Below are 14,091 nucleotides of genomic sequence, written 5' to 3'. Positions count from 1 at the left end.
TAACGCTGTTAAGCCGCTAATAGACCCTGTAAAAAGGTGTCATCCTGAACGCCGCGTTGTAGTTGTGCTGCACGCTCAAGCGCAGCCTTCACAACACGATCTTTCGTACCAGAGTAGCCTTGTTCGCCCCAGAGCGCCCGTACAACACCGCTATTGCTCTTGACCCGCGCATACTCGACAACACAGGCTTGGATAAAGAGCGGTTCATCGGCTAGCTCCTCCAGCTTGCGGCTCCGGTTCTGGCTAATGGCCACCAGCAACCGTTCAAGCGCAAGCCGATCATAGCCAAGCCCTTGATTCAGGCCTTCCGCAGCGCTTGGCATCGGCGTAATTGGTTCTTCAGAAACATGCGGCGCGATGCTGGTCTCATGCTCAACAAAATGAGGTTGGCTATCACTACTGGCACTAATCATCCGATTAAACGACTGCCAAGCCGCGACCAGCCGTGCTTTTTCGCGCCGTTGGGCAAGTGATTGCTCAGGTGTGAGATCGGGCAAGCGTAATGCTAACAGCATGCGTTGATCATCATCAAGATAGGTTGTGCGTACATTTACTGCCGTATTGCGATGCACCGCCGTAAACAGACCGCGCACATTGGGTAAGCGATGGGGTGGAACAACCTGTAAAACTTCTTCTAATTCCTTGGTTGTCTTGCCTGTATTGGGTCGGACTTCATCACCCGATGGCTGAAGCCCCGCAAAGAAACATTCCATGGCTGCACGCCATTCTTTCGACCAACCAGAGGTATTTTGCGTTCCTACGACTAAACGCAAACCAAGACCGCGCCAGACATTAACCTCGCGCATCAGCCATGATTCAACCTCGCTGCGCGTCATCACCTCAAGCAGCTGGGTTAATTCGCTGATAATCACAATCATCAACGGTGGCCGATCAGCGCCGCGATAGTTATCCCAGCTACTGACACGCGCTTGTTTCAACCAACGTTTGCGATCCAGCTTAATCGCCGAGAGCAATTCCATGGCTTCGGTGAGCTGATAACCTTCTTCGGCAATATGAAACACATGCTGCTTCTTATCCCAATCAAGGTAGTCTGCCCCACCTTTTCCATCCATCACAAAGAACTGGAGTTCTTCGGGTGAATAGTCATGCATGAGGCTATAGGCCATATTGAGAATCAAATTATCCTTGCCGCTGCCTGGCATCGCGGTGACAAGGATATTGTAAATATCCCCAATAAAGTGGCCAACCGCTAAGTGGATTGTTTGACTATCTGTCCACCAACCAATCGGGAAACTCACCCGACCGTGGGGAACATATTTTTGAATATAGGCGCGGGCAGTATCCAAATGAGCTGGCGGATTTTGGAGTGCGCCATTCGCCCCAGCCACCGCTTCGCGTGAAATACGGCTCAAGTCGAGAACAAGGGATTCATGTGGCGTAATCGGAATAGTGGGAGCAGCTGGGGTTGGAATAGGTATTGTTGGGGTCGATGTCACAGGCTGCACCACTGCTGCAATAGCACTGGTTTTCCACGCTTGGAATGCATCCCATTGGGGTTTAAAAACGCGATACCATTTCCAAACCTTCCGTGCACCAATAACCCCAAATAATGCAAGCACCAGTAGGAGTGTTTGACCAGGATTCAAGGTATCAAGAAAAGCAAGAATCATTGGAGACTCCTATCGGTCTTTATATTCATCCCATGCCGCCTTGAAAGCTTTTTCCGCACCAAAGGCTAAGATAATGCCAAGGACAAAACAGAGCATGCGTAAGGGAGTTCCAGGCTGTGGTAGCGTAAATCCCCCAAAGAGATTAATGGTGCGACCTGCGGCCCATTCATACATCCCTTGCGCTGAGGTGCCGATATTAATAATCGAGACGGCCAAAAAGCCAATTGTATGACGCATAAACCGCTTGCGCAATTTGAGATATTTGCGATAGTTCGTTTCATGCTCAGGATTGTCGGCAGCCACCTTGCGCACCGCATGCAGCATTTTCAGTTTTGCTGGGCCAACAAAAAAGTACAATTGGCCAAGGGTCAAGAGGGTAGGAATCAGCCACTGCGCATAGGAGAGCTGTTCCATAATGCTCGGCATCCATCCACCAAAGAACCATAGGGTAAAGTGGGCATCAGCACGCCACAAGGCAATCCCTAAAACCGCAAAAAAGAGAATACCACCCCATTCTTGTACGTAGTCGCCAAGCTGTGAGAGACGAAAAAAGGTATGAGAGCGCCGCGCGGTCGGCTTTATCAAAGGTTCGGGTGGAACTGTCACCGCAATAGGTGCGGTTTGAGCAACAACGGGTGTTGGGCGCACTACACTCGACGTATTCACTGAGACTTGGGGCGTTGCCGTTGCATCCATACACGTGGCTCCTTTTCGGGAGACCGTTCCGCATGGTATTATTGCGGTGACGGCCTAGCGATCAATATAGGGTCGTCCATCCCCCGACCACTGGTTGACGCTTTGTGGTGCGGGGATTTTTCTTGCCTTATTATAGCAGGATGGTCAAATCACAAAACATCTGCTAATCCCACTCCTCATCTTGCCCCGCCAACTCCATCAAGTCCATCACGGTCGTATCAATTTCCACCGTCGTAACGGTCGGTTCGGGTTGTACCACTGGCTCAGTTGCAACCATGATTGGCACAACCGCTGGAGGCGTTGGAGCAGCAACAATCCGCAACATCGGCGGCAACTCGTCCTGCTCTAAGAGAAAGTTAAACAGTGCATTCAATTCATACCGCAGGAGCCGTGCAAGCTCCTTCGGCTGGTGGCCCCCATACTGACCCGCCTCGGCATGCCAGGCTTCGACCGCCATGACGAGTAAGCCGCGCCGTGCAGCCTCGGTCAATAGGGCGGAGTCACTACTGTATTGATCGGCTAACTGGACACGCAGGGCATCCAGCACCTGCATACTCCGTTCACCGACGCGGATCGATTTGGGGGTGGTTGTCATTTATCGTCCCTTTCGTGCAAGCTCGGTAAACAAGACTTTTAAGAGCGTTCCGACCGCGTTCAACACGCTGGCGACTTCGGGATGAACAATCACAAAACTCTCGGCGCTGCGCCCCACGCTGTCCATGCGGTCGTTAATCATTTGCAAGGTCGTCGCATCTTTCGTTCCGCCCCCCGTAAAGGCAATGAAGGCATTGCGGTTACGGAGCGCTGGTAACAAGCGGCTGAGCATTTCTTGGGTTTCGCGTTCGACCACTTTATCGACGACGTGATTAATCGATTTGGGTCGGCCTCCGTCAAGGATACTGCGGGTGATCAAGGCTTCTTGCGCTTGGGCATCGTTCAAATCAAACTCGGCCAAGGCGCGAGCAACAGCGCGGGCTTGTTTGATGGTTCCCTCACCTGTGCGCTTGGTCATCATGCGAAACGTGGGTGATAACTGGATGAGGGTTTCATGGGTATCGCCACGGCCCATGTCGATAATGGCATATTCCTGAATGCCATCTGTGCGACGGGTCCCGAAAATCGTATGGGTCAAGGCCATGAACGTGCCATAGCTCTGTGCCTGCGTGTAGACTTGGCCAAAGGTGATCTGCCAATTGGTCACGTCCCCATCTTCATCGGTGCGATTCACATGGTAGGTTTTCCCATAGATATGATCCTTAATGGCCTGTTTGGTTTCTGGAACCACGCCAAAAACTTCCACCTCTTCGCCCGATTCATTCTTCTTAACCTGGGCCTGCATCTCCATGTTCGGCAACGCTAAACCCGTGGCCAAGGTGTATTGACCAGGCGTACAATGGGCTTTGATTAAGAGTTCAACCACACCCGCTGCATAGAAGTCAATTTGGCGCGGATCTTCTAATCGGACAGCAGTTGGCCCGATGGGAAGTGCGTCGCCCTTCATTTGCACCGCATCACGGCCAATCCAAAACGCTGGCCCGCCATTCACGGTGTAAGTAGTGGGGCTTTTGCCACCGCCAAGGGTAACGGCAATGCGGTACGCTGACACAAGCTGCACCGTGATGAGCCGCCCATCAAGGCCCATCATCGCTGCTTTCATCTCCCCGTTGCCTGGGTCAATCCCAATCGCGGTCATGGGCTGACCTTTGACCTCGACCAACTGAGGCAATTGGGCATTATTATCCTTGAGCGGTTGGCCTGTCAACATATATTGATAAATCGTCAGCGGCTCACGACGAACGCTGGTTGTGGGGTCAGTTGATACGGATGCATGGGTTGTCATTGGGTTTTGTCCTCCTGTAACCATACGCAACGAATTGTAATATATTGTAACGTCCTTTGTCAATTCACTCTCAGTATCTCGTAACGAATCGTAATCTCTTGTAATGAATTCATGACAAGGTTTTTATACCCTTTATCGACATGGTTTTGCTGTTCTGAATCCTCTCTCGACTCTCTCGTGAACCACCTGATCGGCTCTCGCTGAGTTCTCGTTCACTTCTCTCTCAACTCTCGGCGAAGCTCTCCGAGACCTCTCGCTGGCATTTTGACGCTCACAGCGTGCTATCGTCACCCTTCTCTCGCTGACCACTCCACGCGAAGCCCTGTTAAAAACGTCCGGGAAGAATCACGGCATAAGCCTTCGCACGGCCCTTGGTTCTGGTTCGCCTTTTAGGACTGGATTGCCCTGGGTGATTGGACTATCGTTGGGGAATGGTTGCCGTGCAGGGGCGTTGGCGTGGCCTGACCTTCCATGCGGGAGCGACGGCGGCAGACGCGGCAAGGCAGAGTGCGCCTGTTTGATGGCTCCGCCTCTCGGGATTGCACGGTGTTTGGCTATGGCTCCGCCTCTTGAAGGTTGGTGCGCACGTCGCCGCGCCACCGTGGGAAATCGGGTGAGGAGCGCCCCCGCGACGAACCCCAAGCAGCGTTGCAAACCAAGCCGCAGGATTGCCCGTAGGGGCTGCGCAGCCATGAGTCCCAGTGCGTTAAGCCGTGTATCGCAACGTTCGCAGAACCGCCGCAGGCGCTCGCGTAGCGAGGTGAGATAGGCAGCACTTGGACGATGGGATTTCCCACGGTGGCGCGGCGCAGCCGCCGCGCCTGCCGCCCCGCAGGGCGGCTGCACTTCGGTGGGGGGTTGATGGCGACGGGTGGAACACCAGTGCAAGCGTAGCGCAGCAGGCTTTAGCCCTTGCTGGTGGGTCAAACGGCGACAGCATACCCCCCACCGAAGTGCAATTGTCGTTAGCTCCGTATCCCCGTTTCGGGCTTCCACTGGCCCCGTTGGGTGTTCACTTCAACTGGTCGCTGCAACCCTGCCCATCTAATGAACACCTTTGTGTACACTCCAACTGAACAGGCAATCTTACTGTAAGAACACATGCCGACTGGTGGTTGCACTCACTTTTTCGGTGGCTTGGCGTTGGAACCCTGCCGCAACCACGGCCCGATTCACCGCCGTGATTTTCTGCCATTCACCACCGATCCGCAGCGGATGCACCGCCGCTCGCAAGGTAAACAAATAGTGTGAACTCGCACCGCCCAACACGGCTGCCGTCGCATTCATCAAGCGTTGTTGCTGGGCAACGGTGGGGGCTATCGTCAACAACACAAACGTGTCCGTCTGGTAGCGTGCACGCAACTCGGCACTCCCAGCATAGGCATGATAGGCTTCGATCTTCTCTCGCCATGTTTCGAGGCGGCGCGTGCCCCGATCCACCTCAATGAAGACCCGCAAACGCCCGTGCGGATGCACCAAGACAAACGTGCCATCGGGAACCACGGGCAACGATACCCGTTCCATGCCGCCTGCCCGTTGGCGCACCACCGTGAGATGATCGTAACTCCGCGCCGTCATGTGATCGCTGCGCCAGTCCTCCATGGCCATGCCAGGCATGGTTGCAATTTTCACCCGCAACGCAGCATAGACCTCGCCAATCTCGGCAGTATGCTGCGTTACCGAGCTTGAGCGCTCGCGCACCCGATAGGATTCCACTGCCATATGCGCATCATCGGTGGTTGCTGCCAACGCTAAGGCTCCATCTTCGGTCAAACTTAACAAGTCGGGTTCGCGGCCACCCCACGTATGTTTGCGAATCGCGGTTGGCCGTACCATGCGCGACAAATAGCCTGCGGCAGCCAATAAGTGCAACCGCCGATGCACGACGCGCCCAACCCGATACGGTGGGTGCGCTGCACTCTTTAATCGTGCCTGCATATCCGCCTCCCACACCGGGCGGCGATCAGGAAAGTGCAGCCATTCAATCGCCGTAGCGGTCAAAAAGCGCACCTGGGTCAAGGTCTCAAAAATGGCCAAGTCACGCGCCGTCAATGCGACGTGCACCAAAGCTGAGCGTGTCGTCGCCAGTAACATCAGCATGATCCTCCATCACTAGGGTCGTCTCATGGGTGGGAGGCGTATCCTCCGGCATCAGGTCAGAATCGGTCGATTCGTCAATCGGGGTAAAGGTTGCGCCAAAACTCATGTCCACACCATCGGCCAACGGAATGGTTGCACCCGTGCTGGCCACCGTGACAGCGAGCGTTGGCGGCGCAAATGCCGCAGCGGGGGTCGGCGCGCGGCGGGGCCGCTGAATCACGATGGGCATCCGTGGAACATCAGGCATCATGGCAAACTGGACTTTGGCCGCTGCCCCGCGTGCAATCACCCAGGCGCATCCGGTCGGCAAGGTGCGCACATCTTGCGGGTCGATGCGTGCTTCCTCCTCCATGCGATAGGTTCCGCGTTTCAAAATCTGCTTGCCCTGAAACTGGTGAATCGTCGTCATGACCTTTTGCACCCCTGCCAATTTCGTCAGTTCTTCGGGGGCGCTCATCCGATGCAGCACCACCGTCATGTTGCCGACAATCCGCGCCTGTTGATCGGCATCACCAAGGCCCGCCAAGGTCTGTGTCCCCAACATCACGATCCCGCCCAAGCTCCGCGCCATTTCGGCTAAGCGGATCACGCTCTCCGTCCCTAATGACGAAAATTCGTCGATGACAAACAAGGCGCGGCGGTCGGCGGGTTTGCGCGTCGATAAGTAATGTTTGATGTCCTCCAGCAGAAACTTGGCGATGCTCTGGCTATCGCGTTCGTTGGCCAACACGGGCAAACCAAAATAGGCGGCGCGGGCCTCGCTTAAACGCCATCCGTCCCGCCGGATTTGGGTCAGTTTCGGGGTCATGGTCGCAAAGCGCATGAACACGCTTTTGGCATCGGCGGCACTGATACTGGCCACCCGCGCAAACCCCTGCGCATCGTTCTTATACTGGTCAGCTAAGCGCCCGTATTGCAGCCGTTCTTCTAACTCCTCAAACGAACTGGGCAACGCCTCATCCGTATTGAGCACGGCGCGAAGATAGACTTCCCCCATGTCGGAATAAAATGACGCTGCGCCTTCGGTCGCATAGGCGGGAATCGCCATGATCCGACTGAGCAAGGCCCCGCTATCGCCTTCCCAACCGTTATATGGCTCCTGCGGAAATAGCCGACACTGCCGCCCGTAGAAGGCCATTAAGTCGTAAAACTGCTGCATCATCTTCACGTCATTTTTGGGGTTGACAAAGAATACATCCCAGTTCGTCGAAGCCGCAATTGACGCTGCGACACGCAACATCGACTCCGATTTCCCGGCACCATTTTCCCCAATAAACAGCATATGCAGACTGGCTGCGCCGATGTTGGTGGTGAGATACATCAGGCGTTTATGCTCTACCGCAAAGAACAAGGAATCGCCCTGAATCTTGGCACCAAGCACGGTCGCGCTATCAATGTCCTTGGTCACAGGGCGCTGGGTCAGGCTGGCCGCGCTGGCTTTCATGGCGCGCCGCTTGGCCGATTCCAGCTGGATGTCCCGCTTTTCCTTGGCGTGGCTATCCTTTTCTGCCTGTTGTTCTGCGAGCGACTTGGGCCGCACGCTCTCCCACACCATCGTCAGCGCAGGGGCAAGCGGAATCGTATACAGCCAGAGCAGCGGAATCGCACTGGCTCCGGCGCGCACCACGCCCATAATCCCATCGCGCCGCTTGCCCCGTTCAATCGCCGTGCGGCTTTCCGTTAAATGATCGCGCAAGGGCGACCAGACCACGAGGGCCATCAGCCCTGCGCCTGCTAACGCAAGCATCGCCACCATGGGCTGGTGCGTTTTCATGAAACGCCTGCCCCACAATGCCCCAATGGCTGCGGGGAGCGCCACAAGCACCACAATCAGGCCCATGAAGAAGCCCATCATCGCCCCGCCGCTGTCGCTCGACGCGGACTGGGCTGGTGGTTGACTCATCCGATCCTCCTTCTGGATACACGAACGCGGGATCGTCAGTGACCATCCCGCATTGCTTAAAACCAAACACCAGCATTGGGGTGCTGGTGTCATTTGTCGGTTATTTGGTTGTGGATACTCCGTCTACTCGGAACGGAACAGTGCGGCAAAGGGCGCAAACTCGGCATCACGCGCCATCCATTGCTCCAGCGTCCGGCTGGCATCGCCCAGCGTCAACGGCGGCAGTATCCGCTGATACGCCGTCACCCGTTGGCCCACACCATCGCCATTGATCCGCAGCACCGTGGCCTCACGCGGCACGGCATAGGTCACGCCATCCACCGTGATACGCCCCGTTTTGCCATCCGCGCTGCGGATCGACCACTGGGTCGTCGTACCATTCGCAAAGGGAATCGTACAGCGATATACCTCGTCTGCGGCCCCATCGGCAGGGTCGATATCACAGGTTTGGGCGGCGACCGTTCCCTCATAGATCAACACGACCTGCAACCCGCCGTCCCAGCCATAGATCCCATACCCGCCCCCATCCACCATGGCCGATTCTGCGACGCGCGGCGCAGCGGCGGTCGCCATGGGCAGTGTGCGCGTCCATGCCCATCCGGCCAACGCGGCCACCAGCACCACCATGAGGATTCCAATCAGCCGTTTCATGCGACCCTCCTTCACAACGATCAATCATGCTGCCATGTTAAACGCACGACCGTCGCGAAGGTTGCATGCCACGCCTAGAGCCGCGCCGCCCACGTCGCGGCCAACGCGCTCGGTTTCCCGTGTACGGTGCATCGCGCCACCCCACTCGCCAACCACACTTTCGTGTCTATCCGCCACGCCCATGGTGTCCCTATACTGCGGAACATGCTTCAGCATGATTCAAGACAAGGACAAATCGATGAATGCGATCAAACAACCGATGCCACCCCTTGCGGATGGGCAGGTTCCCGTCCAAGCAAAGCTCGCCGCCGCCTGGACGAGTTTCATGGTCCTCTACATCTACGTGGACTACTTCCACCTCTACAAGCCGGGAGCCATCGATCAAATCCGGTCGGGGGTCATCTTTGAGTTCGCCATCAGCCCAACCTATTTGACCATCGTCCTCGCGCTCGTGGCCATCCCCGCCCTCATGATCGTCCTCTCGATGGCTCTGCCCGCCCGTGCGAACCGTACCACGAACCTCATTGTGGCAGCGTTTGAAATTCCGTTCGCGGCCATCAACGCAGCAGGCGAATCGTGGGACTGGGCCTCCTTCTATGGTCTCTCCATCGGCATCGAGGTGCTGCTGCTCGTATTCATCCTGCGTACCGCGTGGACGTGGCCTCGCACGACGGCTGGGATCACGCGGTAATCGATCACGGTGCGTCATCTATCGTGGGTAGACGCAGCGAGCACACCCAGCAACGGCGGGACTGAGAACTCCCGCCGATCCTCACCCTCTCCTCGGGTGCTACGGGATAGGACGGTTGAGCGATTCGCCAGGACAGAGCGACCAGCCATTGACCGTGATCCGGTTACTCTTGCCCACTTCGACCGTCATACACTGTGGCTTGGGATCGCCCGCGCGAGTCCATTGAATCTTTGCGGTCGTTGAGGCGGTTAAGACCACGGGGTCGCCCACCAACGCATAGGCCGTGTAGTCATCGGTTCCGTCTTTCCCACGAAGTACCCGCTCCCAACGCTCTGGCTCCCAGCCAATCATGGCGGTTGCGGTTGCCCAATCGTCGGCCACGACCGCCTCCGCCCAGGTGGTGATCACATCCACTGAGCTTTTTGAACGGCTCGCAGCCTCACCACAGCCGACCAACACGCTTGCCAATACCAACACCAATAGCCATCGTTGCATTGTTTCTATCCTCCATACACCATGCATCACTATCCTTCGCGGCGGCGTTGCTCGATCTCCACGCGTTTTGCCGCCAAAAACCCATGTCGCCAGCGCCACCAACGGATCGCCAACACGCGGTGCAGCTGCTCGGTCGCGTTGGCCAAGTCAGCCCGTTCCTGTTGTCCCGTGGTCTCCTTGCGCTTCATCAGCTTCATGTCCATCTCCTCTAGCCCTTCCGAATGAAATAGGCCACTTCTTGATCGGTCAATTGCATGCGCAAATGGTGGACGTCGTTCGTCCCGAAAATACCGACGAACTCTCCTGCACCTGCCGTGCGGATCGCCGCAATATCACTGGGTGATAATTCGGGGTACGCCTCGGCTAAAAGATTCGCGTCCGTCCCCTCTTGGCGGCCAAACAGCTTCACGGCGGTGTTATTCGTGGTCTGGTTGCTGAAGTCTTGGGCATTGCCGCTGCCGCCCATATATGTGGATGCGTTCTGATCGGCTGACCACATGGCTGCACCGTAATTCCGCCATTCTTTGGTGTCATACGCGACCTCGGCCTTGAGGCTTTCGATCTGCGACATGACCCCAAACTCATCGATAATGCACACCAGCTTTTGGTTGCGGGCGCGCCGTTGTGGGCTACGCACATACTGATTCAGCGCCGTAAATCCATGGTCGAGGTACATGGGCAAGAGGGCTTTATCCGCATTATTGAGGTTGTAGGCCACCACATCGCTACCAAAATCCCACTTCAAGGTTGTTTGGCGATCAAAGAGGTGGGCCTGCGATTGCAAGGCAATATCCGTGATTTCCTCAGCCAAGGCTCGGCCAACGGGGCGGTTGGTTTCGCGCAAGGCCAGCACCAAGTCGCTCAAGAGCGGCGCGGTTTCATCATCCATTTGGGCGAGGAATGCGCCATCGGGGCCATAGATCCGCGTTGATGCTAACGCAGCTTCCAACGCGCCCCGCTCGGCATTCGTTAAGAGCCGTGGATGCAGCTGCACGCCCGTGCCGTGGTGAATGGAACGCCCTAAGATCATCGAGAGTTTGCGCTCCACATGATTTTTCTGACGGTTGAGGCTCGTCGAGAGCGGGTCAAGAATATTGATCGCCACCTCATTGGCCAAGTGATAATAGGTGGCTCCCCCGCCCACCGCTTCACACAACCACTCACATTTGCCTACGGGATCGAACATGATCACTTGATTGCCAGCTACCGCTTGTCTTAAGGCCAAGGCCCCAAGGGTCACGGTCTTCCCCGAACCAGCCTTCCCAAGCATCAGCAAGTGCGGGTTGTCCGTTCCGGTGGCCCCAAACAGATCATAGTGAAATGGCAGTTGATCGTGCGGATCATAGCCCCACAGGATGCCGCTGGTACGGTCGCTCTTGCGAATACCCCACGGCGTTTTGGCCGCGACATGCTCGCTGAGCGCATTTCGCCGGATGAGCGGCGCGGCAATCTGTTTGCTCGGTGTCATGGTAAAAAGCTTCAAATACTCGCCTTGGGTTCCGCTCAGCACATCCAGCTTGAGCCGTGCGCCCATGCGGTCACGCAGGGTTTGGGTGATCCGATTCAAATCCCGCACGCTTGGCGCTTGGATCAGGATCGCATACGCCACTTCATGCAACTGCTGCACATCCAACGCATTCATCGCGTAACTGACATCGCGGTATGCCCGTTCGGCCCTGGCATCCTTCACGGCATTCCGCGCGGTCAATGCGCCTTCGAGCACGTTAAACGCATCGGTCGTCGCGCGCTGCGCCTTGGCACGCGGCAACGTGGTGACATCCACCGCCACCGCCAATTCTTCTTCGCCACTCAGCAACTCCTGCATACTGCCCAAATCCCACTCGCCGCGCACATCGAAGGCGTGAATGACGCGCAAATACGGACGGCCCTCGTCGAGTGGACTGAGATAGGTTGCCATTTCGCGGTATTTTCCGTGAAACAAGGGCGGGAGCGGTGCGATCTGGACATCGGGCAACAAAAACGTGCCCTTAAGCACACTGCGCACGGCCTCGGCATCGGTGTATTCTGATGGCCAGGCGATGAAATAATGGTGGATACCAAGGGGATTGCCTTCGCGCTCCATGACCTCGTAGGCACGGCGGTAGTTTTTCAGCCAGCGCCATGGCCAGAGGGCGCGGCGGCAGCCGTCGGCAACCACGGCCAGCGTCGTGGCATCGGTCGCGCCGTCGGCCAGCGCGCGCAAGGCATGCCGCACGGTTGGCGCATCCTGCAAGGCAGCGGTCGCCCGCTCATAGATTGCGAGCCGCTTCTGTACCAGGCTGGTTAATGCCTCAGCACGCGGCTCACCGTCCTGCACCGCCAAGAGCAGCGGCAGCAACTCCCGCAGGTCATCGAGCGGGCTGGTTTGCTGCCGGAGGCGCTGACGAATTGGGGCAAAGGAAAAACGCCGCGTACACGAGATCAGCCGCGCATCGTAGGTGATGCCTGCCCAAAAGTTGGCAAAGCGTTGTTCGAGCTGTGGCAATTCCTCACGGTACTGCCGCACTGAAAACGGGTCAATCGTCAAACACAAGGGTTGCTGATTCATGGGCTTTCTCCTTCCGACCGTCCTTGGGCCACGGCTTCGCTGGCCATCGTGCGCGGGGCCAAGACCAGTTGGCCAGCGTGACTTAATCCCACCGCATGTTCCCGTTCTTCAATCACCCGATACCAGTCGGCTGCATCAATCGTGCGTGGCTTGATGGCACTGCGCAGGTAAAACAGGATGGTGAACCACAACCGCCGTCCCCACATTAAGCCGCGTCGATTCAACGTGATGCCTAAACCAACCCCAACCCCGACCATTGTCAAGGCCATCACGATCCCGCCGGTTCCGAGGATTTGGCCAATCCGGCTACCCATAAAGCCACCTAAAATCGCCCCGCCAGCATTTTTGTACGTAAACAGCCAGAATGCTTTTTCCTCTCCGCGTGCTAAAAACTGCTCTAATTCGCGCGCCATCACTGCCTCCGTTCACCAGCAGAGCACCGCGTGTGCGGTGCTCTGCATTGCTATCAAATCTGTATCACGAAAAGGGGGTATTAGCTGCCGAAGGCGAAGCCCACGAGGTCGGGGATAACACCCAAGCCCAACGCGGCAAACAACACCTTGCGCATCATCCCTTTATTCTCGCGTGCCCAATCGGGCAACACGGGTTCGGCCACATAACTAATAAACACGAGCACCAACGCCAACACCGCCAACGGACGGCCAACGGTCGTTAATTGCTCGGTAATGTCTTCGATTTTTGCCTCTAACTGCCCGACTTGATTCAAGGTCGGCTCATCGGCAACGACCGCGCTACTGCCACCAACTGGCGCGGCGTAACTGGCAGCGGCTGGGCCAGCGAACACGGCAAGACCGAACACGATAATTGCCAATACTGCATGAGCGAACGATTTCATGGGGTTTCCTCCAAAAAAAGATGGGAATCAATCCGATAGGCGGGGCATCGCACCCCGCGCGATCTGCTGTATCACGAAAAGGGGATGCGCGATTTAGCTGCCGAACGCGAAGCCCACGAGGTCAGGAATCACGCCCAAGCCCAACGCCGCAAACAAGACTTTGCGCATCATGCCCTTATTTTCACGCGCCCAGTCTGGCAGAACTGGCTCCGCGACGTAACTAATAAACACCAGCACTAACGCCAACACCGCGAGCGGACGGCCAACGGTGGTCAATTGCTCGGTGATTTCTTCAATCTTGGCTTCCAGTTGCCCGACTTGGTTCAAGGTCGGCTCGTCAACAACAGCTTCCACACTCCCGCCAATCGGCGCGGCATAACTGGCAGCGGCGGGGGCTGCAAAGACGGCCAACCCAAACACCATCACGGTCAAAACGGCATAGGCAAACTTCTTCACGGGATTTCCTCCAATAAAACAACCATTAATCCAATCCAACCCGATGTGTGGGGCGATAGCTCCACACGACCAACCCGACCGCCACCAACGCCAACCCTCGGCTGACGAGCGTGGCATCCCATCCAACCAATCCAACGAACCCAACACCACCGCCACTCACCACCCCGATTCCCCACCACCACCCCTGATACCGGCTCCGTTGTTGTCGGTTCATTGCGTTCCTC

Annotated in this window: 14 protein-coding genes; 1 reads left to right on the top strand and 13 read right to left on the bottom strand. The window is 56.7% G+C overall.

The genetic code is table 11. The features are described from left to right. Window positions 1-8 precede the first annotated feature (8 nt). The 7 genes from SE18_RS19465 to SE18_RS19435 all read right to left on the bottom strand — a co-directional run bounded on the left by SE18_RS19465 (window position 9) and on the right by SE18_RS19435 (window position 8,821). Window positions 9-1,631, bottom strand: coding sequence for an FtsK/SpoIIIE domain-containing protein (locus SE18_RS19465; RefSeq protein WP_054536140.1), 1,623 nt, complete (start codon window positions 1,629-1,631; stop codon window positions 9-11). Between the two features lie 9 nt (window positions 1,632-1,640). Beyond that, window positions 1,641-2,327: a hypothetical protein gene (locus tag SE18_RS19460; protein ID WP_054536139.1), complete on the bottom strand. Its 687-nt coding sequence runs from the start codon at window positions 2,325-2,327 to the stop codon at window positions 1,641-1,643. Between the two features lie 163 nt (window positions 2,328-2,490). Continuing rightward, window positions 2,491-2,922, bottom strand: coding sequence for a hypothetical protein (locus tag SE18_RS19455; protein ID WP_054536138.1), 432 nt, complete (start codon window positions 2,920-2,922; stop codon window positions 2,491-2,493). Next, window positions 2,923-4,167: an acetate and sugar kinases/Hsc70/actin family protein gene (locus SE18_RS19450; RefSeq protein ID WP_054536137.1), complete on the bottom strand. Its 1,245-nt coding sequence runs from the start codon at window positions 4,165-4,167 to the stop codon at window positions 2,923-2,925. It lies immediately after the preceding gene. A 1,086-nt stretch (window positions 4,168-5,253) separates the two neighbouring features. Continuing rightward, window positions 5,254-6,267: a replication-relaxation family protein gene (locus tag SE18_RS19445; RefSeq protein ID WP_236706922.1), complete on the bottom strand. Its 1,014-nt coding sequence runs from the start codon at window positions 6,265-6,267 to the stop codon at window positions 5,254-5,256. After that, the gene (locus SE18_RS19440) at window positions 6,206-8,170 is read right to left on the bottom strand and encodes a type IV secretory system conjugative DNA transfer family protein (protein WP_054536135.1); all 1,965 of its coding nucleotides are present in this window, start codon (window positions 8,168-8,170) and stop codon (window positions 6,206-6,208) included. The genes SE18_RS19445 and SE18_RS19440 overlap by 62 nt, the downstream gene beginning before the upstream one ends. 123 nt (window positions 8,171-8,293) lie before the next feature. Further along, window positions 8,294-8,821, bottom strand: coding sequence for a hypothetical protein (locus SE18_RS19435; RefSeq protein WP_054536134.1), 528 nt, complete (start codon window positions 8,819-8,821; stop codon window positions 8,294-8,296). 238 nt (window positions 8,822-9,059) lie between these two features. On the opposite strand from SE18_RS19435, the gene SE18_RS19425 reads away from it, so the two are divergent. Next, window positions 9,060-9,512 carry a DUF6326 family protein gene (locus SE18_RS19425; protein ID WP_170206289.1) on the top strand — a complete coding sequence of 151 codons (453 nt, stop codon included), beginning with the start codon at window positions 9,060-9,062 and terminating at the stop codon, window positions 9,510-9,512. A 99-nt stretch (window positions 9,513-9,611) separates the two neighbouring features. Here the strand turns inward: SE18_RS19425 and SE18_RS19420 are convergent, their stop codons facing one another. The 6 genes from SE18_RS19420 to SE18_RS19400 form a co-directional block, all read right to left on the bottom strand. After that, window positions 9,612-10,007, bottom strand: coding sequence for a hypothetical protein (locus tag SE18_RS19420; RefSeq protein WP_054536131.1), 396 nt, complete (start codon window positions 10,005-10,007; stop codon window positions 9,612-9,614). A 29-nt stretch (window positions 10,008-10,036) separates the two neighbouring features. After that, window positions 10,037-10,204, bottom strand: coding sequence for a type 2 periplasmic-binding domain-containing protein (locus tag SE18_RS27585; RefSeq protein ID WP_160319528.1), 168 nt, complete (start codon window positions 10,202-10,204; stop codon window positions 10,037-10,039). An 11-nt stretch (window positions 10,205-10,215) separates the two neighbouring features. After that, window positions 10,216-12,555, bottom strand: coding sequence for a VirB4 family type IV secretion system protein (locus SE18_RS19415; RefSeq protein WP_054536130.1), 2,340 nt, complete (start codon window positions 12,553-12,555; stop codon window positions 10,216-10,218). Then, window positions 12,552-12,968, bottom strand: coding sequence for a hypothetical protein (locus tag SE18_RS19410; RefSeq protein ID WP_054536129.1), 417 nt, complete (start codon window positions 12,966-12,968; stop codon window positions 12,552-12,554). Before SE18_RS19410 ends, SE18_RS19415 begins: the two co-directional genes overlap by 4 nt. Window positions 12,969-13,048: 80 nt before the next feature. Continuing rightward, the gene (locus SE18_RS19405) at window positions 13,049-13,411 is read right to left on the bottom strand and encodes a hypothetical protein (protein ID WP_054536128.1); all 363 of its coding nucleotides are present in this window, start codon (window positions 13,409-13,411) and stop codon (window positions 13,049-13,051) included. Window positions 13,412-13,504: 93 nt separating this feature from the next. Then, on the bottom strand, window positions 13,505-13,867 hold the full coding sequence (locus tag SE18_RS19400) for a hypothetical protein (RefSeq protein ID WP_054536127.1): 363 nt from the start codon (window positions 13,865-13,867) through the stop codon (window positions 13,505-13,507). Window positions 13,868-14,091 lie beyond the last annotated feature (224 nt).

The sequence above is a fragment of the Herpetosiphon geysericola genome (genome assembly GCF_001306135.1).
Classification (GTDB): domain Bacteria; phylum Chloroflexota; class Chloroflexia; order Chloroflexales; family Herpetosiphonaceae; genus Herpetosiphon; species Herpetosiphon geysericola.
Note: the sequence above shows the minus strand (reverse complement) of the source record. Positions and strands in the feature narration are given on the sequence as shown.

Coding starts and splice junctions, on each gene's coding strand:
- SE18_RS19465 (WP_054536140.1), bottom strand. CDS start 1,631: ATGATTCTTGCTTTTCTTGATACCTTGAATCCTGGTCAAACACTCCTA.
- SE18_RS19460 (WP_054536139.1), bottom strand. CDS start 2,327: ATGGATGCAACGGCAACGCCCCAAGTCTCAGTGAATACGTCGAGTGTA.
- SE18_RS19455 (WP_054536138.1), bottom strand. CDS start 2,922: ATGACAACCACCCCCAAATCGATCCGCGTCGGTGAACGGAGTATGCAG.
- SE18_RS19450 (WP_054536137.1), bottom strand. CDS start 4,167: ATGACAACCCATGCATCCGTATCAACTGACCCCACAACCAGCGTTCGT.
- SE18_RS19445 (WP_236706922.1), bottom strand. CDS start 6,267: ATGCTGATGTTACTGGCGACGACACGCTCAGCTTTGGTGCACGTCGCA.
- SE18_RS19440 (WP_054536135.1), bottom strand. CDS start 8,170: ATGAGTCAACCACCAGCCCAGTCCGCGTCGAGCGACAGCGGCGGGGCG.
- SE18_RS19435 (WP_054536134.1), bottom strand. CDS start 8,821: ATGAAACGGCTGATTGGAATCCTCATGGTGGTGCTGGTGGCCGCGTTG.
- SE18_RS19425 (WP_170206289.1), top strand. CDS start 9,060: ATGAATGCGATCAAACAACCGATGCCACCCCTTGCGGATGGGCAGGTT.
- SE18_RS19420 (WP_054536131.1), bottom strand. CDS start 10,007: ATGCAACGATGGCTATTGGTGTTGGTATTGGCAAGCGTGTTGGTCGGC.
- SE18_RS27585 (WP_160319528.1), bottom strand. CDS start 10,204: ATGAAGCTGATGAAGCGCAAGGAGACCACGGGACAACAGGAACGGGCT.
- SE18_RS19415 (WP_054536130.1), bottom strand. CDS start 12,555: ATGAATCAGCAACCCTTGTGTTTGACGATTGACCCGTTTTCAGTGCGG.
- SE18_RS19410 (WP_054536129.1), bottom strand. CDS start 12,968: ATGGCGCGCGAATTAGAGCAGTTTTTAGCACGCGGAGAGGAAAAAGCA.
- SE18_RS19405 (WP_054536128.1), bottom strand. CDS start 13,411: ATGAAATCGTTCGCTCATGCAGTATTGGCAATTATCGTGTTCGGTCTT.